This window comes from Streptomyces kunmingensis, assembly GCF_039533535.1.
GTDB lineage: Bacteria > Actinomycetota > Actinomycetes > Streptomycetales > Streptomycetaceae > Streptomyces > Streptomyces kunmingensis.
The window spans coordinates 147,230-170,910 of sequence record NZ_BAAATS010000014.1 but is presented as its reverse complement, the minus strand read 5'-3'; the positions used below and the strand labels follow the sequence as shown (position 1 = coordinate 170,910).

Annotated in this window: 20 protein-coding genes and 1 pseudogene; 11 read left to right on the top strand and 10 right to left on the bottom strand. The window is 71.4% G+C overall.

What is annotated here, in order from left to right:
• Positions 1–238 precede the first annotated feature (238 nt).
• Positions 239–2,182, top strand: a complete 1,944-nt coding sequence (locus ABD366_RS17930) for a S53 family peptidase (protein ID WP_324766063.1) — start codon at positions 239–241, stop codon at positions 2,180–2,182.
• Between the two features lie 192 nt (positions 2,183–2,374).
• On the top strand, positions 2,375–2,707 hold the full coding sequence (locus tag ABD366_RS17925) for a substrate-binding domain-containing protein (RefSeq protein ID WP_324766064.1): 333 nt from the start codon (positions 2,375–2,377) through the stop codon (positions 2,705–2,707).
• A 15-nt stretch (positions 2,708–2,722) separates the two neighbouring features.
• Here ABD366_RS17925 and ABD366_RS17920 read toward each other — a convergent pair whose 3' ends face one another.
• The 4 genes and pseudogenes from ABD366_RS17920 to ABD366_RS17905 all read right to left on the bottom strand — a co-directional run bounded on the left by ABD366_RS17920 (position 2,723) and on the right by ABD366_RS17905 (position 7,660).
• Positions 2,723–3,943 carry an MFS transporter gene (locus tag ABD366_RS17920; protein ID WP_324766065.1) on the bottom strand — a complete coding sequence of 407 codons (1,221 nt, stop codon included), beginning with the start codon at positions 3,941–3,943 and terminating at the stop codon, positions 2,723–2,725.
• Positions 3,944–4,082: 139 nt separating this feature from the next.
• Positions 4,083–5,102, bottom strand: a complete 1,020-nt coding sequence (locus ABD366_RS17915) for an endonuclease/exonuclease/phosphatase family protein (RefSeq protein ID WP_324766066.1) — start codon at positions 5,100–5,102, stop codon at positions 4,083–4,085.
• A gap of 192 nt (positions 5,103–5,294) precedes the next feature.
• Complete coding sequence (locus ABD366_RS17910; RefSeq protein WP_324766067.1) at positions 5,295–5,963, bottom strand: TetR/AcrR family transcriptional regulator; 669 nt, start codon at positions 5,961–5,963, stop codon at positions 5,295–5,297.
• A gap of 91 nt (positions 5,964–6,054) precedes the next feature.
• Positions 6,055–7,660, bottom strand: a pseudogene (locus ABD366_RS17905) (MFS transporter).
• A 179-nt stretch (positions 7,661–7,839) separates the two neighbouring features.
• On the opposite strand from ABD366_RS17905, the gene panB reads away from it, so the two are divergent.
• The 3 genes from panB (at position 7,840) to ABD366_RS17890 (ending at position 10,771) form a co-directional block, all read left to right on the top strand.
• Positions 7,840–8,712 carry a 3-methyl-2-oxobutanoate hydroxymethyltransferase gene (gene panB, locus ABD366_RS17900; protein WP_324766068.1) on the top strand — a complete coding sequence of 291 codons (873 nt, stop codon included), beginning with the start codon at positions 7,840–7,842 and terminating at the stop codon, positions 8,710–8,712.
• Positions 8,713–8,909: 197 nt separating this feature from the next.
• The gene (locus tag ABD366_RS17895; RefSeq protein ID WP_324766069.1) at positions 8,910–9,941 is read left to right on the top strand and encodes an ATP-binding cassette domain-containing protein; all 1,032 of its coding nucleotides are present in this window, start codon (positions 8,910–8,912) and stop codon (positions 9,939–9,941) included.
• On the top strand, positions 9,938–10,771 hold the full coding sequence (locus tag ABD366_RS17890) for an ABC transporter permease (RefSeq protein ID WP_324766070.1): 834 nt from the start codon (positions 9,938–9,940) through the stop codon (positions 10,769–10,771). Before ABD366_RS17895 ends, ABD366_RS17890 begins: the two co-directional genes overlap by 4 nt.
• 30 nt (positions 10,772–10,801) lie before the next feature.
• Here ABD366_RS17890 and ABD366_RS17885 read toward each other — a convergent pair whose 3' ends face one another.
• Complete coding sequence (locus tag ABD366_RS17885) at positions 10,802–14,146, bottom strand: ATP-binding protein (RefSeq protein WP_344442061.1); 3,345 nt, start codon at positions 14,144–14,146, stop codon at positions 10,802–10,804.
• A gap of 248 nt (positions 14,147–14,394) precedes the next feature.
• Here ABD366_RS17885 and ABD366_RS17880 point away from each other — a divergent pair, with 248 nt between their 5' ends.
• On the top strand, positions 14,395–15,198 hold the full coding sequence (locus tag ABD366_RS17880; protein WP_324768262.1) for a site-2 protease family protein: 804 nt from the start codon (positions 14,395–14,397) through the stop codon (positions 15,196–15,198).
• On the opposite strand, the gene ABD366_RS17875 is transcribed toward ABD366_RS17880, so the two are convergent.
• The 3 genes from ABD366_RS17875 to ABD366_RS17865 form a co-directional block, all read right to left on the bottom strand.
• The gene (locus ABD366_RS17875; protein ID WP_324768261.1) at positions 15,185–15,394 is read right to left on the bottom strand and encodes a hypothetical protein; all 210 of its coding nucleotides are present in this window, start codon (positions 15,392–15,394) and stop codon (positions 15,185–15,187) included. The genes ABD366_RS17880 and ABD366_RS17875 overlap by 14 nt on opposite strands.
• A 108-nt stretch (positions 15,395–15,502) precedes the next feature.
• Positions 15,503–16,252, bottom strand: coding sequence for an NADPH-dependent F420 reductase (npdG, locus tag ABD366_RS17870; RefSeq protein WP_324768260.1), 750 nt, complete (start codon positions 16,250–16,252; stop codon positions 15,503–15,505).
• Positions 16,253–16,279: 27 nt separating this feature from the next.
• Complete coding sequence (locus ABD366_RS17865; RefSeq protein WP_411293677.1) at positions 16,280–17,431, bottom strand: sialidase family protein; 1,152 nt, start codon at positions 17,429–17,431, stop codon at positions 16,280–16,282.
• A 139-nt stretch (positions 17,432–17,570) separates the two neighbouring features.
• Here ABD366_RS17865 and ABD366_RS17860 point away from each other — a divergent pair, with 139 nt between their 5' ends.
• Entirely contained in the window at positions 17,571–18,182 is a 612-nt protein-coding gene (locus tag ABD366_RS17860) for a hypothetical protein (protein WP_324768258.1), read from the top strand.
• 22 nt (positions 18,183–18,204) lie between these two features.
• Here the strand turns inward: ABD366_RS17860 and ABD366_RS17855 are convergent, their stop codons facing one another.
• Positions 18,205–18,438, bottom strand: coding sequence for a hypothetical protein (locus ABD366_RS17855; protein WP_324768257.1), 234 nt, complete (start codon positions 18,436–18,438; stop codon positions 18,205–18,207).
• A 66-nt stretch (positions 18,439–18,504) separates the two neighbouring features.
• Between ABD366_RS17855 and map the strand changes: the two genes are divergently transcribed.
• Together map and ABD366_RS17845 are read left to right on the top strand one after the other, a co-directional pair.
• Complete coding sequence (gene map, locus ABD366_RS17850) at positions 18,505–19,380, top strand: type I methionyl aminopeptidase (RefSeq protein WP_324768256.1); 876 nt, start codon at positions 18,505–18,507, stop codon at positions 19,378–19,380.
• A gap of 200 nt (positions 19,381–19,580) precedes the next feature.
• Positions 19,581–20,231 carry a biliverdin-producing heme oxygenase gene (locus ABD366_RS17845; protein WP_324768255.1) on the top strand — a complete coding sequence of 217 codons (651 nt, stop codon included), beginning with the start codon at positions 19,581–19,583 and terminating at the stop codon, positions 20,229–20,231.
• Positions 20,232–20,318: 87 nt separating this feature from the next.
• Here the strand turns inward: ABD366_RS17845 and ABD366_RS17840 are convergent, their stop codons facing one another.
• Positions 20,319–20,960 (bottom strand): PhzF family phenazine biosynthesis protein, encoded by a 642-nt coding sequence (locus tag ABD366_RS17840; RefSeq protein ID WP_324768265.1) that lies wholly within the window; start codon positions 20,958–20,960, stop codon positions 20,319–20,321.
• A gap of 210 nt (positions 20,961–21,170) precedes the next feature.
• Between ABD366_RS17840 and efeO the strand changes: the two genes are divergently transcribed.
• The gene (gene efeO, locus ABD366_RS17835; protein ID WP_324768253.1) at positions 21,171–22,322 is read left to right on the top strand and encodes an iron uptake system protein EfeO; all 1,152 of its coding nucleotides are present in this window, start codon (positions 21,171–21,173) and stop codon (positions 22,320–22,322) included.
• Between the two features lie 76 nt (positions 22,323–22,398).
• A complete protein-coding gene (gene efeB, locus ABD366_RS17830) occupies positions 22,399–23,679 on the top strand; it encodes an iron uptake transporter deferrochelatase/peroxidase subunit (protein WP_324768252.1) in 1,281 nt (426 codons plus the stop codon).
• Positions 23,680–23,681 lie beyond the last annotated feature (2 nt).

Here is a 23,681-nt window from a genome sequence, read left to right as displayed (position 1 = left end):
CGTTTGAAGGAGCGCGGCGCGACCGTCTGATACCGGACAGGACAATCTCTGGGGCTACGGGGTCAAATGGGTTGATTGCGATCGGACTTGAGATGTCTTGACGTTGTCTTGATCGATCCATTCCCCCGGCGTGAACGGTTCCTGGCCAGAGTGAAGCCCTCTGTGTGTGCATTACACGTGTCGCGTGTGCACTGCACGTGCACCTACACCCAGGGGTTCCACGAGACCAGGGGGTTTCATGAGATCCATCCACGGCGCCCGCCGCACCCGGGCCGGCCTGAGCCTGGCGGCGGCGCTGCCGCTGCTTGCCGGCGCGATCGCCCTCGCCGCTCCGGCGGCCCAGGCCGACACCGGCCGAGCCGCCCTCACCGGCACCAAGCCGCTCTGGGCCACCGGCACGGCCGACAAGGGCGCCACGGCCGACGGCAACAAGGTCACCGCCCGCGTCTACCTCGCCGGCCGGGACGCCACCGGTCTCGCCGCCTACGCGAAGGCCGTCTCCGACCCGTCGTCCGCCTCGTACGGCAAGTATCTGAGCGCGAAGCAGGCGCAGGAGCGGTTCGGCGCCACGAAGGCGCAGATAGCCGAGGTCACGAAGTGGCTCGAGTCCTCGGGCCTGACCGTGGCCGGCACCACCGCGCACTACCTGTCCGTGTCGGGTGACGTGGCCGCCGCCGAGAAGGCGTTCGGCACGCAGCTGCACAACTACGCCAAGGGCAAGCACACCTACCGTGCCCCCTCCGGCGCCGCGTCCGTGCCCGCCTCGCTCGACGGCGCCGTGCTGACCGTCACCGGCCTGGACAGCGCCCCGCACAAGGCGGACCACCAGGACGAACTGCCGCCGCCGGACGCGGTGTTCCGCAACTCCGGGCCGTTCTCCTCGTACTTCGGCTCGAACGTCGCCAAGACGCTGCCGTCCGTCGGCGGCAAGAAGGTCCCGTACGCCGTCAAGGGGTACACCGGCAAGCAGCTGCGCTCCGCGTACGGCGCGGGCAAGGCCACCGGCAAGGGCGTGCGGGTCGCGATCACCGACGCGTACGCCTCGCCGACCATCGCGCAGGACGCGAAGAAGTACGCGGCGAAGAACGGGGACGCGGCGTACGCGAAAGGCCAGTTGAAGCAGGTCCTGCCCGCGGAGTACACCAGGACCGAGGAGTGCGGCGCGGCCGGCTGGTACGGCGAGGAGACCCTCGACGTCGAGGCCGTGCACGCGGTCGCCCCCAAGGCCGACATCACCTATGTCGGCGCGGCCTCCTGCTACGACGACGATCTGCTCGACTCGCTGAGCACCGTCGTCGACAAGCACCTCGCCGACATCGTCTCCAACTCCTGGGGCGACATCGAGGCCAACCAGACGCCGCAGCTCGCCGCCGCCTACGACCAGGTCTTCCAGCTCGGCGCGATCGAGGGCATCGGCTTCTACTTCTCCTCCGGCGACAACGGTGACGAGGTCGCCAACACCGGTACGAAGCAGGTCGACACGCCCGCGAACTCTGCGTGGGTCACCGCGGTCGGCGGTACGTCGCTGGCTGTCGGCAAGGGTGACAAGTACCAGTGGGAGACCGGCTGGGGCACCCTGAAGTCGAACCTGTCGGCCGACGGCAAGAGCTGGACCGACTACCCGGGGGCGTACACCTCCGGTGCGGGTGGCGGCACCAGCCGGACCGTCGCGCAGCCCTTCTACCAGAAGGGTGTCGTACCGGACTCGCTGGCGCGGGCCAATGGTGGCGTCAACCGCGTCGTGCCCGACATCTCCGCCATCGCCGACCCCAACACCGGGTTCCTGGTCGGCCAGACGCAGACCCTGCCGGACGGGTCGCTCGGCTACGACGAGTACCGCATCGGTGGTACGTCGCTGGCCGCGCCCGTGATCGCGGGTGTGCAGGCGCTTGCGCAGCAGGTGCGGGGTGGGCGGGCGCTCGGGTTCGCCAACCCGGCGATCTACGACCGGTACGTGTCCGGTGCGCGGGTCTATCACGATGTCACCGATCACCCGGTCAAGGGGGAGCTTGCCGTGGCCCGGGTGGACTTTGCCAACGGTGTTGATGCGGCCGAGGGGTTGCTCACGTCTGTGCGGAGTCTTGGGGATGACGCTTCGCTGGCCGCGGTTCGGGGTTATGACGATGTGACCGGGGTCGGGTCGCCGGCGCCGGGGTATGTCGCGTCGTACGGCCGTCGCTGATTCCCTCCGGGGGGGTTCGGTTCCAGGGGGGCGGGGCGCTTGTGCGGCTGGTTTGCGCAGTTCCCCGCGCCCCTGGAAGGCGGACCCGTCTGCCCGGCTCGGGTGTGACGGCGGGTGCGGCCCGGTGGGGCTTCTCGCGCCGTTCCCCGCGCCCCTTGGCGTCTGCCCAATCCCGTCGTCTTGTGGGGTGCGGTGCCGTCGTGGTTGCTCGCGCCGTTCCCCGCGCCCCTGAGATGCGCACTGCGGGTGTTCGCGGGCGACGACCGGGTGGCCGCCGCCGTGGTCAGGGCGCTCGGGGAGTACGGGCTGCGGGTCCCGGAGGACATCTCGGTGGTCGGTTACAACGACGACCCGGTGGCCGCGGACATGACGCCGGGTCTGACCACGGTCCACATCCCCGGTGAGGAGCTGGGCCGCACCGCGGTCCGCCTCGCCCTCGGCGGGACGGGCAGGACCGGGCAGCGGCGCCGGCTTCTGGGCACGCACATCGTCATCCGCGACAGCGTGCGCCGCCTCACGCCGTGACCTTCCGCAGTCCGGTCACCGCCGGGACGGCTCCCGCTCCCCCGGCATGTGGCCGGCGACCAGGCGCCCCGGGACGGAGGCCGTCGTGCCGCGGCCGCGGTCCACCACGTAGGCGAGCGCGGCCACGCCGAGGCCGAGGACGGCCAGGACCGCGCCGGTGACGGCCGGGGACGTGACGCCGAGGCCCGCGGCGAGGGCGAGGCCGCCGATCCAGGCGCCGCCGGCGTTGGCCAGGTTGAAGGCCGCCTGGTTCGCGGACGAGGCCAGGGACGGTGCGGCGGACGCCTTCTCCATCACCATCAGCTGGAGCGGCGAACCGGTCGTGAAGGCCGCCGTACCGAGGAGCAGCACGGCGAGTGCGGCGCTCCACTCCGCCCGCATGAGCAGCGGGAAGAGGGCCAGGACCGCGACGAGGGACGTCAGGCCGCCGAAGAGGGTGCCGCGCAGCGAGTGGTCGGCGAGGCGGCCGCCGACCAGGTTGCCGACCGTGGCGCCCACGCCGAACAGGGCGAGGAGCAGTGTCACGCTGCCTTCGGCGAAGCCGGCGGCGTCCGTGAGCATCGGTGTGATGTAGCTGTAGGCGGAGAAGAGCGCGCCGAACCCGGCGACGGTCGTACCGAGGGCGAGCCACACCGGGACCGAGCCGAGCGCCTTGAGTTCGCTGCGGACGCCGACCGCCGCGCCGTGTCCGTGGTCGGCGGGGACGAGCGCGGCCAGGGCCGCGATGGCGGCGAGGCCGATGGCGCTGACGGCGAGGAAGGTGGCGCGCCAGCCCAGTTGCTGTCCCATGGCGGTGGCGACGGGGACGCCGACGATGTTGGCGACGGTCAGGCCGAGGAACATCAGCGACACGGAGCGGGCCTTGCGCTCGGGTGCGACGAGCGACGTGGCGACGACGGCGCCGACGCCGAAGAAGGCGCCGTGCGGCAGGCCGCTGACGAAGCGCGCGAGCATCAGGGAGTGGTAGTCGGGGGCCACGGCCGACACCGCGTTGCCGACGACGAAGAGCACCATCAGGCCGATCAGGACCCGGCGGCGCGGCATCCGCGCGGTGACCGCGGCGAGCACGGGGGCGCCGATGACGACGCCGAGCGCGTAGGCGGAGACGAGGTGTCCCGCGGAGGGGATGGAGACGTGCAGGTCGTCGGCGACGTTGGGCAGGAGGCCCATCATCACGAACTCGGTCGTGCCGATGCCGAAGGCGCCCACAGCGAGGGCGAGCAGGGCGAGGGGCATGCAGGATCGTCCAAAGAAAGTGGGGACAGGGAGGCTGAGCCGAACTCATAAGTTTACGTACGGAACAAAGCCTCCCGCACGGAGTATTCCGCGAGGTAACAGCCCCGTGAAAGTCAGGGCCCGTCCTGGGGAACGGGCGTCAGACCGTGACGCGGGCCGCGATCGGCAGATGGTCGCTGCCGGTCTCGGGCAGCGTCCACGACGACTCCGGCTCGACGCCCTTGACCATGATCTGGTCGATCCGGGCCATCGGGAACGCGGCCGGCCAGCTGAACCCGAAGCCGCTGCCCGCCGCGCCCTGGGTGGAGCGCATCTGGGAGGTGACGGCGGTCAGGGCGCGGTCGTTCATGGTGCCGTTCAGGTCGCCGAGCAGGACGATCCTGCCGAGCGGCTCGTCGTCGATCGCCCTGCCCAGCGCGTTCGCGCTCTTGTCGCGCTGGCTGGCGGTGAACCCGGAGTCGAGCTTCACGCGCACCGACGGCATGTGCGCCACGTAGACGGCGACCTTGCCCTGGGGCGTCGCGACGGTGGAGCGCATCGCGCGCGTCCAGCCCAGCTCGATGTTGACGGGCCGGGTGTTCGTCAGCGGGTACTTGCTCCACAGCCCGACGGTGCCCTGCACCGAGTGGTACGGATAGGCCGCCTTGAGCGTCTTCTCGTACGTCGGCACGGCCCTGGCCGTCAGCTCCTCCAGGGCCACGACCTGGGCGCCGGAGGCGGCGACGTCCTTCGCGGTGCCTACCGGGTCGGGGTTGTCGGCGTTGACGTTGTGGGTGACGACGGTGAGGTCGCCGCCACTGCCCTGCTTGTCGGTGAGCAGCCCGCCGAAGACGCTGAACCAGACGATCACCGGGACGAGCAGCGCGACCAGGGCGGTCGCCGACTTCCGTACCAGGCCCAGGATCAGCAGCACCGGGACGAACACGGCCAGCCACGGCAGGAACGTCTCGGTCAGGGAGCCGAGGTTGCCGACGCTGTTGGGGATCTGCGCGTGCAGCAGCATGACGAGTGCGAGCAGCACCGCGAGAACCGCGAGGACGATGCCGCGGCGCCACACTCCGCGGTCGTTGCGGAGCCGGCGCCCCAGGCGTCGGAGCCGGGCACCCGGTCCGGTGTGCCCGGATCCGTCGCCGTCTCCCGTGCTGTGCGCCTGCGCCATACCGTCGTCGCCTCACTGCCGTGCCCGCCGTGCCTGCCCGAAAACCCTAGGCGATGTTCGGCGGCTTTCTGTCCCGTCACGCGCCCGCCCGGCGGGTCTGTGACGACCGTACGGCCACGATGACGAGCGGGGCCGCGTCCGAAGTTCCGAACAGGCCGCCCGAAAGGGCTTCCTGTGACGAAACGCTCACAATCAGTCCCCGCCGCCCGGCCGCAGTCCGGCGAGGGCGAGATCGACGATCCGCTCGGCGAGGTCGTCGGCGAGCGGCATGTCGGTGCGCAGGACGCTGCGCAGCAGCATGGGGCCGGTGACGAGGTCGGCGGCGAGTTCGACGTCGGTGCCGGGCGGCAGTTCCCCTTCGGCGACGCCGCGGCGCAGCACGTCGTGCATGACGCGCCGGCGCGGGTCGATGACGATCTCGTGGTACGCGTCCCAGAGTCTGGGCAGGGTCTTCATCTGTGCGAAGACGTTGTGCAGAAGTGCCGATCTGCGCATGGTCAGTCCGCGCCGCCGCAGGTGCTCCAGGAGGCAGACCAGGTCGTCGCGCAGGCAGGTGCCGGGCAGTTCGGGGTCCGGTACCTCGATGGAGCGCAGGACGTCGACGAACAGTTCCTCCTTGCCGCTCCAGCGCCGGTAGATGGTGGCCTTGCCGACGCCGGCGGTGCGGGCGATCCGTTCGATGGACAGCTCGGCGAGGGGGACGCCCTCCTCCAGGAGCTTGACGACGCCCTCGACGATGGCCTGCTCCACGGCCTCGCTGCGGGGGCGGCCCCGGGCGGGGGGCTCGCTGCCGGGCGGCGGTGCCGGCGTGTCCGGGGCGCCGTGCCGTGGCGCCTGCCGCTCGGCCCGTTCCGTGTCCACGCCCTCCGCCTTCCGCCACAGCCCCGGAACCTGGCGGTCCGCCGGGTCCCGGGGCGATTCTCTCAGCGCTTGTCGTGTGTCTCCGCCGGGGTCAGTGGCCGGCGGGGATCTTCTCGGGTTCGCCCTGCGGTTCGGCGGGCGCGGCCGGTGTCCTGCCGGGCAGGAACAGGGCCGTGACGACGGCGCTGATCACCGCGACGCCCGCGCCCCACAGGGCGGTGACGTGCATGGCGTGCAGGAACGAGTCGTTGGCCGCGTCGACCAGGCCCTGGGCCCGCGGCCCGATCTTCTCGGCGACGCCGAGCGTGGCCTCGATCGAGCCGCCGGCGGTGGAGCGCAGACCGGCGGGCAGCAGGGCGAGCTTGTCCGTGTGCTCTTCGAGTCCGCTGCGGTACGCGGTCGAGAGCACCGAGCCGAGGACGGCGATCCCGAGGGCGCCGCCGACCTGGCGGAACGTGTTGCTGAGCGCGGACGCCGAGCCGGCCTTCTCGCGCGGCAGCGCCTGCATGATCACGACGCTGGTCGGTGTCATGACGTGTGCCATGCCGGTGCCCATGAGGAAGAAGATGACTTCGAGGAGCCAGATCGGGGTGTCCGCGTCGAGCAGGGTGAAGGCGGCGAGCATGGCCGCGAGCAGGACGAGGCCGCCGGTGGTCGTGGCCCGTACGCCGATCCTGTCGACGACGAGCCGGGCGCGCGGCGCGAAGATCAGCTGGGCCACGGCGAGCGGCAGCATCAGGGCGCCGGTCTGCAGCGGCGAGTACCCGCGCACGCTCTGGGTGTAGAAGACCGAGAAGAACGTGACGCCCATCAGCGCGAAGAAGACCAGCGCGATGGCGGCGATCGCGGCCGAGAACACCTTGTTCTTGAAGTAGTCGATGTCGATCGACGGGTGGTCGCTGCGCTTCTCGTGGAGGACGAACCCGACGAGGACGACGAGCCCCGCGATGATCGTGGCGAGGACCTGGGGGCTGGTGAAGTCGCCCTCGTCGCCGCCCTTGATGATCCCGTAGACGAGCAGGACGAGGCCGACGACGGACAGGACGACGCCGACGAGGTCGATCCGGCCCGGCTTGGGGTCCTTCGAGTCGGGCACGAGCGCGATCATCAGCACGACGGCGAGGATCACGATCGGCACGTTGACGAGGAAGACCGAACCCCACCAGAAGTGGTCGAGGAGCAGGCCGCCGGTGATCGGGCCGATCGCGATGGCGAGGCCGACGCCGCCCGCCCAGATGCCGATGGCCTTGGGCTGCTCCTCGCGTTCGAAGACGTTCATGAGCACGGCGAGCGTGGCCGGCATGACGAAGGCGGCGCCGAGGCCCATCAGCGCGCGGAACGCGATGAGCTGGACCGGCGTCCCGGACTCGGCGGCGAGCGCCGAGCCGATGCCGAACACGAGGAGGCCCCCGATGAGGACCTTCTTGCGGCCGAGGCGGTCGCCGAGCAGTCCGGCGGTGAAGAGCAGGCCCGCGAAGACGAGCGTGTAGGAGTTGATGGCCCACTCGAGCTCGCTCTGGGTGGCGCCCAGGCCGGTGGGTGCGGGCGTCGAGATCGTTTTGATCGCGACGTTCAGGATGGAGTTGTCGAGGACGACGATCAGCAGGCTCAGCATGAGCACGCCGAGGAATCGCCCAACGACGGCGATGCACGGCCTCCGGTATCCGGGGAGCCGCGGGGACGGCAGGACTGGTCATACGGAGAACACTAGACTCATTTCGATACGGCACCGTCTCGTATTGAAACTCAAGGGCAAACCCTTGCCGAGGCTTTGCCCGGCAGGGGGCCTGGCGCGAAAGCGGCACGCGGTGCCACCATGGAGACGATCCGGGGACGCCGTCAGGGCGCCTCGAGACGATTTGAAGGAGCCGTTGCGATGACGCAACTTCAGGCTGCCCAGACTTCTGCCACCGACAGCAGCAACCCCAAGGCGCTGTACGGAGGCAAGGGCACTCGCCGCATCACCGTCCGCGACATCACCCTCGCCAAGGAGCGGGGCGAGAAGTGGCCGATGCTGACCGCGTACGACGCGATGACGGCCTCGGTCTTCGACGAGGCCGGCATCCCCGTCATGCTCGTCGGCGACTCGGCGGGCAACTGTCATCTCGGATACGACACCACGGTCCCGGTCACCCTGGACCAGCTCACCATGCTCTCGGCCGCGGTCGTCCGCGGCACGAGCCGCGCGCTGATCGTCGGCGACCTGCCCTTCGGCTCCTACCAGGAGGGCCCGGTCCAGGCGCTGCGCTCGGCGATGCGGCTGGTGAAGGAGGCGGGCGTCGGCGCGGTCAAGCTGGAGGGCGGCGAGCGCTCGCACGAGCAGATCAAGCTGCTCGTCGACGCCGGCATCCCGGTCATGGCCCACATCGGCCTGACCCCGCAGTCCGTCAACACGATGGGCTACCGGGTGCAGGGGCGCGGCGAGGAGGCGGCGCAGCAGCTGCTGCGCGACGCGAAGGCGGTGCAGGACGCGGGCGCGTTCGCCGTCGTCCTCGAACTGGTACCGGCGGAGCTGGCCGCGGAGGTCACGCGCGTCCTGCACATCCCGACGGTCGGCATCGGCGCGGGCCCCGAGACGGACGCGCAGGTCCTGGTCTGGACGGACGCGCTCGGACTGACCGGCGGCAAGATGCCGCGCTTCGTCAAGCAGTACGCCGACCTGCGCTCCGTCATGTCCGACGCGGCGAAGGCGTTTGCGGAGGACGTGACCGGCGGAACGTTCCCTCAGGAGGAGCACTCCGTGCACTGACCCACCCGTGAGCCATAGCGGCACCAACGCGGCCCGTCGATCTTCCCCCGTCGACGGGCCGCGGCCTTTTCCCGCGGCCGCTTCCGGGACCGCCCCCGCGGCCGCCGATCCAATCTGTCGCCGATATATCGGCGTACGCTCGATTCTGTCGGTCGGCTGTCGGTGGGATGTCGGTGGCGACTGGCACCTTGAGGGGCATGACGCGAATCGACAAGAAACCCGGCAACAGCGCGGCCGGCCGCCCGGTGGCCGTGTCCGTGCGGGGACTGGTCAAGCACTACGGCTCGACCAAGGCCCTCGACGGCGTGGACCTCGACGTCCACGAAGGCACCGTGATGGGTGTCCTCGGCCCGAACGGGGCCGGCAAGACGACCCTCGTCCGCTGCCTGTCCACCCTCATCACCCCCGACTCCGGCACGGCCGTCGTGGCCGGCTACGACGCGGTGAAGCAGCCCCGGCAGCTGCGCCGCGTGATAGGGCTCACCGGCCAGTACGCCTCGGTCGACGAGAAGCTCTCCGGCCGCGAGAACCTGCACATGATCGGGCGGCTGCTCGACCTGTCCAGGAAGGACGCCCGCTCCCGCGCCGACGCGCTCCTCGAGCGGTTCTCGCTCACCGACGCCGCGACCCGGCCCGCGAAGACGTACTCCGGCGGTATGCGCCGCCGCCTCGACCTCGCGGCGTCGATGATCGGCCGCCCGCACGTCCTCTACCTGGACGAGCCGACGACCGGCCTCGACCCCCGGACCCGTAACGAGGTGTGGGACGAGGTCCAGCGGATGGTGCGGGACGGCGTGACCGTGCTGCTCACCACCCAGTACATGGAGGAGGCCGAGCGGCTGGCCTCCGAGCTCACCGTCATCGACCGCGGCCAGGTCATCGCGGGCGGCGGCATCGAGGAGCTGAAGGCCAAGGTCGGCGGGCGCACCCTGCGCATCCGTCCGGCCGACCCACTGGAGCTGCGCCCGCTCGCGGCCGCCCTCGACGACATGGGCCTGACCGGCCTCGCCAGCTCCACCGTCGACCCTTCGACCGACACCGTGCTTGTGCCGATCCTCAGCGACGAGCAGCTCACCGCCGTCGTCGGCGCGGTCACCGCGCGCGGCATCACGATCGGCTCGATCGCCACCGAACTGCCCAGCCTGGACGAGGTGTTCCTCTCCATCACCGGCGAGAAGGCGTCCGCCCCGCAGGACGCCCGCCCCGAACTCGAGGAGGTCGCCGTATGAGCACCACCCTCTCCCCCGCGGCCGTCCCCACCATCACGGTCGACGCCGATCCCCGGATCGGGCTCCGCGGCCACGTGCGCCACACCGGCGCCCTCGTCCGCCGCAATCTGCTGTGGATCAAGCAGGACCCGGAGTCGATGTTCGACGCCGTGCTGATGCCGGTCGTCTTCACGCTGCTGTTCGTGTACGTCTTCGGCGGCTCGATCGGCCAGTCGCTCGGCGGCGGTCAGGACGCCTACGTCCAGTACGTGATCCCCGGCATGGTCGCGATGATGAGCATGAACATCGCGCAGGGCGTCGGCACCGGCTTCAACGAGGACTTCCACAAGGGGATCATGGACCGCTTCCGGTCCCTGCCCATCGGACGGGCCTCGGTCCTGATCGCCAAGATCTCGGTGGAGCTGCTGCGCCTGCTGACCGCCACCACGGTCCTGATGATCGTCGCGGTCCTCGTCGGGTTCGACATCGACAACTGGGCCGGTCTGTTCGGAGCGGTCGGTCTGGCCGCGCTGTTCGGCTCCGGCATCATGTGGATCTTCCTGGTCCTCGGTGTGACCATGAAGAACGCCCAGTCCGTGCAGGCCATGGGCTTCCTGGTGATGATGCCGCTGCAGTTCGGCTCGTCGATCTTCGCGCCGACCCAGTCGATGCCGGGCTGGCTGCAGAACTTCACCGAGTACAACCCGATGTCCGGCCTCGCGGACGCGGCCCGCGGCCTGATGGTCGGCGGTCCCGTCGCCCACGGCTTGTGGGTCACGCTCGCCTGGACGGCCGGCCTGACGGTCGTCATGGCGCCGATCGCCATCCGCAAGTTCACGAAGAAGAGCTGAGAGCCTGCTCTCGAACGCCCGTCGTTCGCGTCACAGCAGGGCGGCGGCCTCCACCACGGAGAGGCTGCCGCCCTCGGCGTGTGCCCGGGCGTACGCGCCGTCGTCGAGCAGCGCCCGCACCGCGGCCACGGCGTCCTGGCGCCACTCGCGCTCCATCCGCGAGGCGTGGTGCCCGGCGGGCAGCGAGGCGTCGGACGCGCCGATCAGCCGTGCGGCGAGCTCCGCGTCCCCGGGGCCGTCGCGCAGGGCGAGCGCGCGGGCCGCGGTGAGCAGGTGCAGCGCCGAGAGGTTCGGCGCGATCACGGCGGCCAGCGGGTCGCCCGCGAGTTCCACGGCCTCCGCCGCGCCCTCCAGTGCCTTGTCGGCATGGCCGTCGATGGCGTCGAGCATGGCCTCCATGCCGGTGCTCATCCCGTGGAAGAAGACGATGTCCGCGACCTTGAACTCGCCTCGCAGTGCCTCCAGTTGCTCACGCGCCTCGGCGGTGCGGCCGGTGCCCGCCAGGCGGCCGACGAGCATCATCCGGGCGGCGGGCCGCGCCTCGTTCGTGTGCCGGCGGCTGGTGTCGAGGGTCTCGCGCAGCATCTGTTCGCCGCGCTCGCCGTCGCCCTGCTCGATGACGACCTGGCCGAGCCGGACCTGGAGGATCGTGGCCTGCGCGTGCGCGCCCATGCTCTCCGCGAGGCCCCGGGCGCGCGTGTAGTCCGCGGCGGCCTCCGTGTACCGGCCGAGCTTCTCGTGGGTCTCGCCGCGCGCGGACAGTGCCTCGGCGACGCCCCACTGGTCGCCGAGCCGGGTGAACAGGGCGATCGCCTCGTCGGCGTCCGCGAGTCCGGCGGCGGCCGTGTCGCTCCGGTTGGCCAGGATGTTGGCGCGCAACTGGAGGACGAGCGCGAGTTCCCACTCGTAGCCGAGTTCGCGGCAGGTGCGGACGGTCGTGTCGGCCAGGTCCCGCATCCGGTCCAGCTGGCCGGTCATCAGGACCGCGAAGTACCAGATGTTGCCCGGCGTGCGGCAGGCCTGCGGCAGGTCGGCACGGTAGGTCTCGCGGATGACACGCAGCCTGGCCTGCCCCTCCTCGGACTGCCAGGTGTCCATCTCCATGTCCATGTAGCCGAGGCGGCACAGGTGGACCTGGCGGCGGGCCTCTTCGAGCAGCTCGCCGGTGAGCGGCGGCGGGACGTCGGTGCAGCGCTGCCGCACCGGCGGGGCCAGTTGCGCAGGCCCTGCGAACGGGTCGGGGCCGAGCGCCGCCGCCTCCCCCGCCCACAGGCGGGCCTCGCTGCGCAGGTCCCGCATCTGCCAGAACCAGGCCATGGACAGGACGAGGCTGAGCGCCTCCTGTTCGTCGCGGGCCGCGACGGCGCGCCGCAGGGCCGAGCGCAGGTTCTCGTAGTCCCGCTCGATACGGGCGACGGCCGCGCGCTGGCCATGGCCGCGCAGCAGAGGGTCGGTGGTGCGCACGAGTTCACGGAAGTACGTGAGGTGGGCGCGCTCGGCGCCGGCGCGGTCACCGGCCTCGTCGAGCCGCCGGCCGGCGTACTCCGCGACGGTCTCCAGGAGCCGGTAGCGCATCGCCCCGTCGTCGCCGTCGGGCGCGGCGACGACGAGCGACTTGTCGACGAGGGAGGCCAGCGCCTCCAGGGTGTCCGGGCCGCACACCGCCTCCGCGGCGGGCAGGTCGCAGCCGCCGCTGAAGACGGAGAGCCGGGCGAGGACGGCGCGCTCGGGCTCGTCCAGCAAATCCCAGGACCAGTCGACGACGGCGCGCAGCGTCTGCTGGCGGGGCAGCGCGGTCCGGGCGCCGGAGGTCAGCAGCCGGAACCGGTCGTCGAGCCGGTCGGCGATCTGGCGGGGGGTGAGTATCCGCAGCCGGGCGGCGGCCAGCTCGATGGCGAGCGGCAGCCCGTCGAGGCGCCGGCAGATCTCCTCGGCCGCGGCCGTGACCTCGGCGGACTGCCCGACGGTGAACCCGGGCCGCACGGCGGCGCCCCGCTCACCGAACAGCCGCAGCGCGTACGGCTCGGGCAGCGGCTCTACGGGGTACAGCAACTCCCCCGGTACGCCCAGGGGTTCGCGGCTCGTGGCGAGGACGGTGACGCCGGGGCAGCGGGCCAGCAGGTGCTCGGCGAGGGCGGCGGCGGCGCCGATGACGTGCTCACAGTTGTCGAGGATGAGCAGCATCCGGCGGTCCGCGCAGTGCTCAACAAGGCGGACGAGCGGGTCGTCGCCGTGCCGCTCGCTCGCCGCGCGCAGCTCCTCGGCGCCGGCGCCGCGCAGCACCGTCTCGCGGGCCCCGAGCGCGCTGACGACGGCTTCCGGCACGGCGTCCGGATCGCCGACCGGGGCGAGCTCGGCCAGCCAGACACCGTCCGGCGCGGCGCCCGTCAGCCCCTCGGCCGCCTCCTGCGACAGCCGGGTCTTGCCCGCCCCGCCGGGTCCGAGCAGCGTCACCAGGCGTACGCGGGTGAGGTCGGCCCGGATGGCGTCGATGTCGCCGCTGCGGCCCACGAAGGAGGTCAGGCGGGCGCGGAGGTTGCCCGGGGGCGGGGTGCCGGGGCGCGCGGCGGCGGGGGCCTCGACCGTCGACGGCGCGCCGGGGTCCAGCAACTCCTCGTACAGGGCGCGCAGTTCGGGGCCCGGGTCCGCGCCGAGGCGGTCCGCGAGTCCGCGCCGTACCTCCTCGTACGCGGCCAGCGCCTCGGCCGCCCGGCCCGCGTCGCGCAGCGCCCGCAGCCGCAGCGCCTGGAGCGGTTCGTCCAGCGGGTGGGCGTCGCACAGGGAGGTCAGCTCGGGCAGCGTCTCCTCGGCCCGGCCGAGCGCGAGCCGGGCGGCGAGCAGGGTGCGGCGCGCGTCGAGGCGGCGGGCGTCCCAGCGGGCGGCGTCGGCGGTGCGGTCGGGCAGGTCGGCCAGGGCGGGCCCGCGCCACAGGCCGAGGGCCTCCTCGAGCACCTCGGCGGCCTTGGCCGGGTTGCCGTCGGCGAAGGCGCGGGCGCCGTCGGCGGTGAGCCGCTCGAAGCGGTACAGGTCGACGGCGTCGGGGCCCGCCACGAGCCGGTAGCCGCCCTCTTCGGAGGCGATCGTGCCGGGGCCGAGGGCCCGGCGCAACCGCCCGACCAGGGCCTGCAGCGCGCCCGGCGCGTCGGCGGGCGGCTCGACGCCCCACACCTCGTCGACGAGAACGGCGGCGGGCACGGTCCGCCCGGGCCGCAGGGCGACCACCGTGAGCAGGGCACGCAGCCGCGCCCCGCCGACCGGGACGGGGGTGCCGTCGTCGTGGAGTGCCTGGGTGGTGCCGAGGATGCGGTAGCGCACGGGGACATTGTCCCCGTTGGCGGGGGGAGGTGGGGCACGGGGCGGGCGCCCCCGGAGCATGTGCGGGTTCCGTCGGGGCTGGGCGTCCCTCGCCGCGCTCCCGAGGAGAGTGGGCACGTGCGGGTTCGTCGTGGCTGGTCGCGCCCCGCGGCGGAGCCGCACATCGATACAGCCTCGCGCCCCTGTGGGGCGCACTTCGTGCGGCCCCGGAGCGGAACTCCCCTCGTACCCCGGGACGTTCTTCGCCCAGGGCGGGTACGTTCAGTGACACCACCGCATCGGACCAGCGACCCCGGGAGCTCCACCCCATGACCATCGCCACATCGCGTCGCGGCGACAGCAGGATCAGCGCCGTCTTCCTCGGCATCGTCGCCGTCGCCGCCGTGTCCGGCTGGGCGGTCTGGACGGACTTCGCCGCGGCGCCGGGCGTCGCCGTGTTCCTGTTCGTGACGGCGGCGTGGATCGTCTCGCTGTGCCTGCACGAGTACGCGCACGCGCGCACGGCCCTGCACAGCGGCGACATCTCGATCGGCGCGAAGGGCTATCTGACCCTGAACCCGCTGAAGTACACCCACGCCCTGCTTAGCATCGTGCTGCCGGTCCTCTTCGTGATCATGGGCGGGATCGGTCTGCCCGGTGGCGCGGTCTTCATCGAGCGGGGCCGCATCAGGGGCCGCTGGAGGCACAGCCTGATCTCGGCGGCGGGCCCGCTGACGAACGTGCTGTTCGCGATCGTCTGCACGGCCCCGTTCTGGCTGCACGCGCTGGACGGAGTGCCGGACACGTTCCGCTACGCGCTCGGGTTCCTGGCGCTGCTCCAGGTCACGGCGGCGATCCTGAACTTCCTGCCGATCCCGGGGCTGGACGGGTACGGGGTGCTCGAGCCCTGGCTGTCGTACAAGATCAAGCGGCAGGTGGAGCCGTTCGCACCGTTCGGCCTGATCGCGGTCTTCGCCATCCTGTGGATCCCCGAGGTCAACCAGTACTTCTTCGACGCCGTCGACGCGCTCCTGCGCGCGCTCGGCGTGACCGACTGGGACACGTACTGGGGGCGCCAGTTCTACCAGTTCTGGAAGGGCACCCCGGAGATCCCGACCTTCACACAGTCGTAGTCGAACCCGACTCCGACTCCGAGCGCTGCGCCTTCTCCATCTTGGCCTTGCGGACGTAGAACCACGTCATGTTGGACGTGATGCCCGCGATGAGGACCCACACGATCCCGAGGAAGCTGCCCTCGACGAAGGACACCACCGCCGCAGCGACGGCGAGGACGCAGACGACGAAGGCGAAGAGTGCGATGCGGGGCATGGGGTCGGCTCCAATACGGCACGGCTCGGTATTCGCCGACCAGTGTCCCCCATGCCCCGCTGACGCATGAAGGCGCCCTGAACGTACGGAAAAGATAAGGATTCGGCGTTATACGTCCGTGACGCGCAGGCCCGCGTGCGCCTTGTAGCGGCGGTTGGTGGAGATGAGGTTGGCGACCAGGGACTCGACCTGGTGGGCGTTGCGCAGGCGGCCCGCGAAGACACCCCGCATGCCGGGGATGCGGGCGGCCAGCGCCTGGACGAGGTCGGTGTCGGCGCGGGCCTCGCCGAGCACCATCACGTCCGTGTCGATCTCCGCGATCTCCGGGTCGGCGAGCAGCACGGCCGACAGGTGGTGGAAGGCGGCGGTGACGCGGGAGTCCGGCAGCAGGGCGGCGGCCTGCTCCGCGGCGCTGCCCTCCTCGGGCTTGAGGGCGTACGCGCCCTTCCTGTCGAAGCCGAGCGGGTTGACGCAGTCGACGACGACCTTGCCGGCGAGCTCCTCGCGCAGCGCCTCCAGGGTCGCGCCGTGGCCCTCCCACGGCACGGCGACGATCACGATGTCGCTGCGCCGCGCGCACTCCGCGTTGTCGGCGCCCTCGATGCCCTCGCCGAGCTCCTCGGCGGCGGCCGTCGCGCGCTCGGCGGCCCGGGAGCCGATGATCACCTTCTGGCCCGCGCGGGCGAACCGGTAGGCGAGGCCCTTGCCCTGGGGCCCGGTGCCGCCGAGTACGCCGACGACGAGCCCGGACACGTCGGGCAGGTCCCAGGGGTCCTTGGCCGGAGCCTTCGGGGCGTTCTCCGCACCGCTCTGCCCGCTGTTCTGCCCGCTGTTCTGTGCACTGTCACTGGAAGTCATGGGCCGACCTTACTCAGCGGTCCGTACTCAGCGGTCCGTCCCGGTGAGCGCGGCCACGGGGATGCGCCGGAAGGTGATCGTCTCGTACGCGGAGAAGTCGCCGGTCTCATACAGCAGGCCGACGGTGGTGTCGTCGACGCGGACGAGGTCGCTGTATGCGGCGGGCAGCCCGTCGATGGTGCGGGCGGGCTGCCAGGTGACGCCGCCGTCGAGGCTGCGGCGCACGGTCAGCAGGGCGCGGAAGCCCGGATCGGCGGGCCCGGCGAACAGCAGCACGTCCGGGTCGCCGAGGTGCAGGAGGCTGCCCTCGACCACCGGGCCGACGAGCCCCGCCTGCGGCCGGAAGGGTTTCACCAGCCGCTCGCCGCCGTCGAGGGAGTACGCGTCGGCGCGGGTGCCGGGGGCGGGCGAGTCGTTGCGGGTGTTGAAGTAGAGCCTGCCGTCCGGGAGTTGGGCGGCGGTGGTCTCGTTGACGTTGATGAGGCCGTCGGTGTTGTCGTCGACGTAGCCGAGGCGCCAGGTCGCGCCGTCGTCGTCGCTGAGCAGGCAGTGGCCCCCGTTGTACTTGCCCTCGGTCCCGGTGTCGGAGCCGGAGGGCGGCAGCGAGTGGTTGGCGGGGACGACCACGCGGCCCTCCCGGGTGAGGACGGCGTGCCCGGGGGTGGTCGCGTACCAGCGCCAGTCCGTTCTCTTCACCTGTCCGGTGATCTCCCGGCCGCGCGTCCAGGTGCGGCCCGTGTCGTCGCTGTACGTGATCCAGACGCGGCGTCCGTCGGCGGCGGTGACCCGGCCGCGGCGGATGGCGTCCTCGGTGGCGGCGGCCGCGTTGCGCACGTGGACGAGCAGGACGCGGCCTGAGGCGAGCACGACGGGGGCCGGATTGCCCGCCAGGTCACGGCCGTTGGCGACGACGACCTGGAGCGGGCCCCATGCGCGGCCGCCGTCCGTGGAGCGGCGCAGCACGAGGTCGATGTCGCCGTGGTCCGCGGCGGAGGCCCGTCGGCCCTCGCAGAAGGCGAGGAGGGTGCCGTCGTGCGCGGCCACGACGGCCGGGATACGGAAGCTCGCGTATCCGTCCTGTCCGGCGCGGAACGGCGCGGAAGTTTCCGGCCCGGGACTTGCTGTCCCGGGACTCTCCGGTACCGGACTCTCTGCGGGCTGTGCTCCTGTGGCGGGCATGACCGTCATGCTCCCCGCCGAAGATAACTTCGGGTGAACTCCGGCTGTCCTGCGCCTCTCGCGCGCGACGCCACCCGTACGGGCAGTCCTGGAGCGAACGCCCCGTACGCAGAGCCGGGTTGAGGCACCATGCCACCCCATGGACGCCGTACGAGTAGCCCTGCTGCGTGAGGTCCTCGCCGGGACCGAGTGGCCCGCCGCCACCCGCCGTTTCGCCGGGGGGCTGCGCTCCTCGGTGGCGGCGCACGGCGGCGGCCTGCTGCTGGTGGGGTCCGCGGCGTACGAGCCGTGGCATCTGGCGGCGCATCTGGTGGACGAGGCGGCCTGGTCGGGCACGCCCGAGCTGACGCCGACCCTCGTGCGGCACGCGGCGCGGCCCGAGGACCCGGCCCATCTGGCTGTCGGGCTCGGCCGGCTGGCGGCGGCCAGGCGCGGTGAGACGCTGCTGGTGGTGGCGCCGGACGCGGTGGGCGCGCCGCTCCTGGAGCGGGTGCACGACGCCCGGCGGGCCGGCGCGACGGTCCTCGCGCTCGACGCCGAACCCGCGGGGAACGGGGATCTGCACGCCATGGCGCACGACGCGCTGACCGTCCCGGGCTCCACCGACCTCGACCTCGACACGGTGCAGCACCTGGTCAGCGCGGCGGCCGGGGAGAACGGCGGGCACACCGCGCGCGGCCGGCGCGGTTTCCGTGACCGGCTCTCCCGGCTCGCGGACCATCTGACGGCGCCGCCACCGGCCCGCTGGTGACGGCGCCCGCGCCCGGGGCGGCCTATTTCCCGTCGTCCTCCCCGCGCGTCGTCGCGTCGTGCCACTTCGGGTCGTTCTCCCACTGGAGGTTCTTCTCCCGGGCGGTGGCCATCGCGCGCTCCGCCTCCCCTCGGGTCGGGTACGGCCCGAACCGGTCCTTGGCGGGGCAGTCGGGCCCCTCCTCGACCCTCTGGTGCTCCAGGCAGTAGAACCACTCGCCCGGCTTTCCGACGGTCCGCTTCTTGAACAGGGCCACGCCGACTCCTCTCCTCAGGACACTCAGGGCCATGGTCCCCCACGGCCGCTCGTTACACTCGCTGGCATGTCTGGCCAGTCGACGCAGTCGTCACCCACCGTTCTCGTACCGGGGGAGCAGTCCCCCATCCGTTCCGTACCCGGGAACATCCGGCGCCCCGAGTACGTCGGCAAGCCCGCGCCGACGCCGTACCAGGGTCCGGAGGTCCAGACCCCCGAGACGGTCGAGGCGATGCGCGTCGCGGGCCGGATCGCCGCCCGGGCGATGGCCGAGGCCGCGAAGGCGATCGCGCCGGGCGTCACCACGGACGAGCTGGACCGGATCGCGCACGAGTACATGTGCGATCACGGTGCCTACCCCTCGACGCTCGGATATCGCGGATTCCCCAAATCGCTGTGCACAAGCGTCAACGAGGTCATCTGCCACGGCATCCCCGACTCCACGGTGCTGCGCGACGGCGACATCATCAACCTCGACGTGACCGCGTACATCGGCGGTGTACACGGTGACAACAACGCCACGTACCTGGTGGGCGATGTCGACGACGAGTCGCGGCTGCTCGTCGAGCGCACCCGTGAGTCCCTGACCCGCGCCATCAAGGCCGTGAAGCCGGGCCGCCAGATCAACATCATCGGCCGGGTCATCGAGTCGTACGCCAAGCGCTTCGGCTACGGCGTCGTGCGCGACTTCACCGGGCACGGCATCAACTCGTCGTTCCACTCGGGCCTCATCGTCCCGCACTACGACAGCCCGCACGCGACGACCGTGATCCAGCCAGGCATGACGTTCACGATCGAGCCGATGCTGACGCTCGGCACGTACGACTACGACATGTGGGACGACGGCTGGACGGTCGTCACCAAGGACCGCAAGCGCACGGCCCAGTTCGAGCACACGCTGGTGGTCACGGAGACGGGCACGGAGATTCTGACGCTGCCATAGCCGTAGCTGTAGTCGTAGCCATAGCCGTCCTCGGTCTCGTCTGTCGCAGGAGCCCGCCCCCTTGTCCGGGGCGGGCTCCTCGCTTTCGTCGTCCTGCCGTTCGGTGGCGTGAAATCGGGTACGTTTTTACCGACAGGATGTCGGGAAGGCTGCTATGTTAGGTAAGCCTAACCTACCTAGAACCCGTCGGCGGAGGCCTCATGGACACCCCGTTCTCCACTCTGATCCGCACCGCGTCGCACGAGCAGCACACGGAGGCGGAGACCTCGACGTTCATGAGCGACCTGCTCGGTGGCGGCCTCGGCGTGGACGCGTACGCGCGCTACACGGAGCAGCTCTGGTTCGTCTACGCGGCACTCGAGGACGGCATAGACCGGCTGGCGGACGACCCGGTGGCGGGTCCCTTCATCCAGCGGGAGCTGCTGCGACTGCCCGAACTGGAGCGCGACCTCACACATCTGCTGGGCCCGGACTGGCGCGCGAAGGCTTCCGCGCTGCCGGCGACCGAGGCGTATGCGGCCCGGGTCGCCGAATGCGCGAGGACCTGGTCGGCCGGATATGTGGCCCATCACTACACGCGCTATCTGGGCGATCTCTCGGGCGGCCAGATCATCCGTGACAAGGCGGAGCGGATGTGGGGGTTCGCGCGCAAGGGGGACGGGGTGCGGTTCTATGTGTTCGAGGAGGTCGGGAATCCGGCGGCGTTCAAGCGGGGGTATCGCGAGTTGCTCGACGCGATTGCTGTGGACGAGTTGGAGAAGCAGCGGGTCGTTGCCGAATGCAAGGCCGCTTTCGCTTTGAATACCGGGGTTTTTCGTGCTCTGGGTGAGGAGTTCTCGGCGGCCGCGTAGGGGGCACCGACACGGGGCTCCGCCCCGGAACCCCGCTCCTCAATCGCCGGAGGGGCTTGAGTTGGCCGGAGTTGCGCTTCACGCGGCCTAGAAGTGGGCGCGTACTCTGCCGCCCACCTCGATGTAGCCGTTCGGCTGGGGGGCCGTGAGGATTTGGGAGCCCCTGCCCTGGCGGATGTTCAGGGCGCGGTCCAGGTGGGCCGTCAGGAGGAGCGCCGAGGCTCCCGTCGCCTCGTCCTCCGTGATCCCGTCGCCGCGGCCGGGGAATCCGCGGGTCCTGACGCGGCCCGCGGCCTCGTCCTCCCAGGCCCAGGCGTAGATCCACTCCCCCGGCGGCGGCACCGGCAGCGCGTCCACCTCGGCCACCGAGCCGAACTGCCGCATCGTGCGCGGCGTCGACCACTCGGGGCGCGCCTCGACCCAGCTGAACTCCCCGTCCATCCGGGCCGCCACGACACCGGCGGGCACGACCAGTTCGGGTACGTCCAGCAGCCAGGCGGTGCCGACGCAGGGGTGGCCGGCGAAGGGCAGCCGCACGGACGGTGTGTAGATGTCGATGACGCCGCGCTCCGGGTCGTCGACGAAGACGGTCTCGCTGAAGCCCAACTTGCCCGCGAACGCCTGGCGTTCCTCCCGGCCGGGCAGGAGGGCGCCGTCGCGCACGACTCCGAGCGCGTTGCCGTGGCCGCCGTCGGGGCCGCAGAAGACGTTCAGTACGTCGTAATCCAAGTGCTCCACCGGGAAAGTGAAGCATGCGCCGGGCGTCGTTTGACCGGCCTTTGACCATTCCCTGGGTCGCCCGAGGGTCGCTTGTATCCGGGCCGCGACCAGGGCGTTTTTGTGAGAGGTGAATCACGGGACGAGCGGGTAACACTTAGGCAAGCCTCATATAAGTTAGGGCCGCCTTAGCAGCAGCTGTGCACTTCCTTTGGAGCCCGCATGCGAGCCGTCCGTCTCTCCGTCGCCACCGCCGTCGCCACGGTGGCGGCCCTGACCGCCGTCACGGGCTGCACCGAGAAGAGTGACGCCAAGGGCGGTTCCGGTGCCATCGGGGTGACCGCCACCGACGACGGCTGCAAGGTGTCGAAGACCGAGTTCCCCTCCGGGCACGTCGAGTTGGCCGTCGAGAACAAGGGCTCGCGCGTCACCGAGGTCGAGATCCTCTTTCCCGACGACCGCATCGTCTCCGAGCGCGAGAACATCGGCCCCGGCACCAGGCACACCCTGACCGCCGAGGTGAAGAGCGGCGCCTACCGCATCGCCTGCATCCCCGGCATGAAGGGCAAGGGGCACCGCCAGGACGTGACGGCGACCGGCGGCAAGGCCGTCAAGCGCGACCCGCGCCTGGACGCCGCCGTCGCCGCGTACCGCCAGTACGCCCAGGAGCAGGCCGACGAGACGCTGCCCAAGGTGAAGACCTTCACGGACGCGGTCCGCGCGGGCGACCTGGAGGGCGCCAAGAAGGCGTACGCCCCCTCCCGTATCGGCTGGGAGCGGACCGAGCCGGTCGCCGAGTCGTTCGGCACCATCGACCCGAAGGTCGACGTGCGCGAGGACGGGCTCGAGGAGGGCCAGGACCCGAAGACGGACTGGACCGGCTGGCACCGCCTGGAGAAGGCGCTGTGGCAGGACAAGAAGATCGGCTCGCGGGAGAAGGAGCTGGCCACTCTGCTCGACAAGGACCTGAAGGACTGGCAGCGGCGCGTCGGCAAGGCCGAGATCACCCCGACCTCGATGGCCAACGGCGCCAAGGAACTGCTCGACGAGGTCGCCACCGGCAAGGTCACCGGCGAGGAGGAGCGCTACTCGCACACCGACCTCGTCGACTTCAAGGCCAACGTCGAGGGCGCCGAGAAGGCGTACGACCTGCTCGAGCCGGTCGCCGCGGAGAACGACGCGGCGCTGACCAAGGACCTCGACAAGCAGTTCGCCGCGCTCGACAAGCTCCTCGACACCTACCGCAAGGACAAGAACTCGTACGTCTTCACCTCCTACGACAAGGTCGGCAAGGCGGACCAGAAGGAGCTGTCCGACGCGGTCAACGCGCTCGCGGAGCCGCTGTCGAAGCTGGCCGCCGCGGTCGTCAAGTAGGCATCACGTGAGCAGCGAACAGCACAGCGAACAGCACAGCGTAGAGAACAGCGGAGAGAGCACGGAGGGATCCGCCATGACGGACAACTCCCCCGCCCCGTCCCGGCGTTCACTGCTCGCCGTCGGCGGCGCCGGCCTTGCGCTCGGCGCGGCGGCCGCGGGCGGTGCCGTCGCGCTGGCCCGCTCCGACGGCGACGACATGCGGCCTGCCGCCGCCGAGTCGGGCACGGCGGTGCCGTTCCACGGCGCGCATCAGGCCGGTATCGCCACCGCGGTGCAGGACCGGCTGCACTTCGCCGCGTTCGACGTGAAGACGGACGACCGCGAGGAGTTCGTCCAGCTCCTCAAGGACTGGACGAAGGCCGCCGCCCTGATGACGCAGGGGCGCACGGTCGGCGAGGGCGCGTACGGCGGACTCGCCGAGGCGCCGCCGGACGACACCGGTGAGGCGCTCGGCCTCAAGCCGTCCCGGCTCACGCTGACGATCGGCTTCGGGCCCTCGCTCTTCGCTACGTACGGGAAGGCGTTCGGGATCGCCGGGCGGCGGCCCGAGGCCTTGGTGGAGCTGCCGAAGTTCCCCGGCGACAACCTGGACAGGACCCGCAGCGGCGGCGATCTGTGCGTGCAGGCCTGCGCGGACGATCCGCAGGTCGCCGTGCACGCGATCCGCAACCTGGCCAGGATCGGCTTCGGCAAGGTCGCCATCCGCTGGTCGCAGCTGGGTTTCGGCAAGACGTCGTCGACGACGCCGGACGCGCAGACGCCCCGTAACCTCATGGGCTTCAAGGACGGCACGCGCAACATCGCGGGCACGGAGACGAAGCGGCTCGACGAGCACGTGTGGGCCGGCGGCGACGACTGGATGGCGGGCGGCTCGTATCTCGTCGCCCGGCGCATCCGCATGAACATCGAGACGTGGGACCGTACGTCGCTCCAGGAGCAGGAGGACCTGTTCGGGCGCGACAAGGGCGAGGGCGCACCGGTCGGCAAGGCGAAGGAGCGCGACGAGCCGTTCCTGAAAGCGATGAAGCCCGACGCGCATGTGCGGCTCGCGCACCCCGACTCCAACCACGGCGCGACGATCCTGCGCCGCGGCTACTCGTTCACCGACGGCACGGACGGCCTGGGCCGCCTGGACGCCGGGCTGTTCTTCCTCGCCTACCAGAAGGACGTCCGTACGGGGTTCATCCCGGTGCAGCGGAGCCTTGCGGCGAAGGACGCGCTCAACGAGTACATCCAGCACGTGGGTTCGGCGGTGTTCGCCGTCCCGCCGGGCGTGCGGGACGGCAAGGACTGGTGGGGCCGCGGCCTCTTCGAGAACGCCGCAGATGCCGAGAACGCCGAGAACGGGGCCTGAGG

What these genes read in the sequence shown, in the direction of transcription:
- ABD366_RS17930 (WP_324766063.1), top strand. Translation starts at nt 239, where the DNA reads ATGAGATCCATCCACGGCGCCCGCCGCACCCGGGCCGGCCTGAGCCTG.
- ABD366_RS17865 (WP_411293677.1), bottom strand. Translation starts at nt 17,431, where the DNA reads ATGCCCGCCACAGGAGCACAGCCCGCAGAGAGTCCGGTACCGGAGAGT.
- map (WP_324768256.1), top strand. Translation starts at nt 18,505, where the DNA reads ATGTCTGGCCAGTCGACGCAGTCGTCACCCACCGTTCTCGTACCGGGG.
- panB (WP_324766068.1), top strand. Translation starts at nt 7,840, where the DNA reads ATGACGCAACTTCAGGCTGCCCAGACTTCTGCCACCGACAGCAGCAAC.
- ABD366_RS17915 (WP_324766066.1), bottom strand. Translation starts at nt 5,102, where the DNA reads ATGGCGCAGGCGCACAGCACGGGAGACGGCGACGGATCCGGGCACACC.
- ABD366_RS17880 (WP_324768262.1), top strand. Translation starts at nt 14,395, where the DNA reads ATGACCATCGCCACATCGCGTCGCGGCGACAGCAGGATCAGCGCCGTC.
- ABD366_RS17890 (WP_324766070.1), top strand. Translation starts at nt 9,938, where the DNA reads ATGAGCACCACCCTCTCCCCCGCGGCCGTCCCCACCATCACGGTCGAC.
- efeB (WP_324768252.1), top strand. Translation starts at nt 22,399, where the DNA reads ATGACGGACAACTCCCCCGCCCCGTCCCGGCGTTCACTGCTCGCCGTC.
- efeO (WP_324768253.1), top strand. Translation starts at nt 21,171, where the DNA reads ATGCGAGCCGTCCGTCTCTCCGTCGCCACCGCCGTCGCCACGGTGGCG.
- ABD366_RS17845 (WP_324768255.1), top strand. Translation starts at nt 19,581, where the DNA reads ATGGACACCCCGTTCTCCACTCTGATCCGCACCGCGTCGCACGAGCAG.
- ABD366_RS17860 (WP_324768258.1), top strand. Translation starts at nt 17,571, where the DNA reads ATGGACGCCGTACGAGTAGCCCTGCTGCGTGAGGTCCTCGCCGGGACC.
- ABD366_RS17885 (WP_344442061.1), bottom strand. Translation starts at nt 14,146, where the DNA reads ATGCTCCGGGGGCGCCCGCCCCGTGCCCCACCTCCCCCCGCCAACGGG.
- ABD366_RS17895 (WP_324766069.1), top strand. Translation starts at nt 8,910, where the DNA reads ATGACGCGAATCGACAAGAAACCCGGCAACAGCGCGGCCGGCCGCCCG.
- npdG (WP_324768260.1), bottom strand. Translation starts at nt 16,252, where the DNA reads ATGACTTCCAGTGACAGTGCACAGAACAGCGGGCAGAACAGCGGGCAG.
- ABD366_RS17875 (WP_324768261.1), bottom strand. Translation starts at nt 15,394, where the DNA reads ATGCCCCGCATCGCACTCTTCGCCTTCGTCGTCTGCGTCCTCGCCGTC.
- ABD366_RS17920 (WP_324766065.1), bottom strand. Translation starts at nt 3,943, where the DNA reads ATGCCCCTCGCCCTGCTCGCCCTCGCTGTGGGCGCCTTCGGCATCGGC.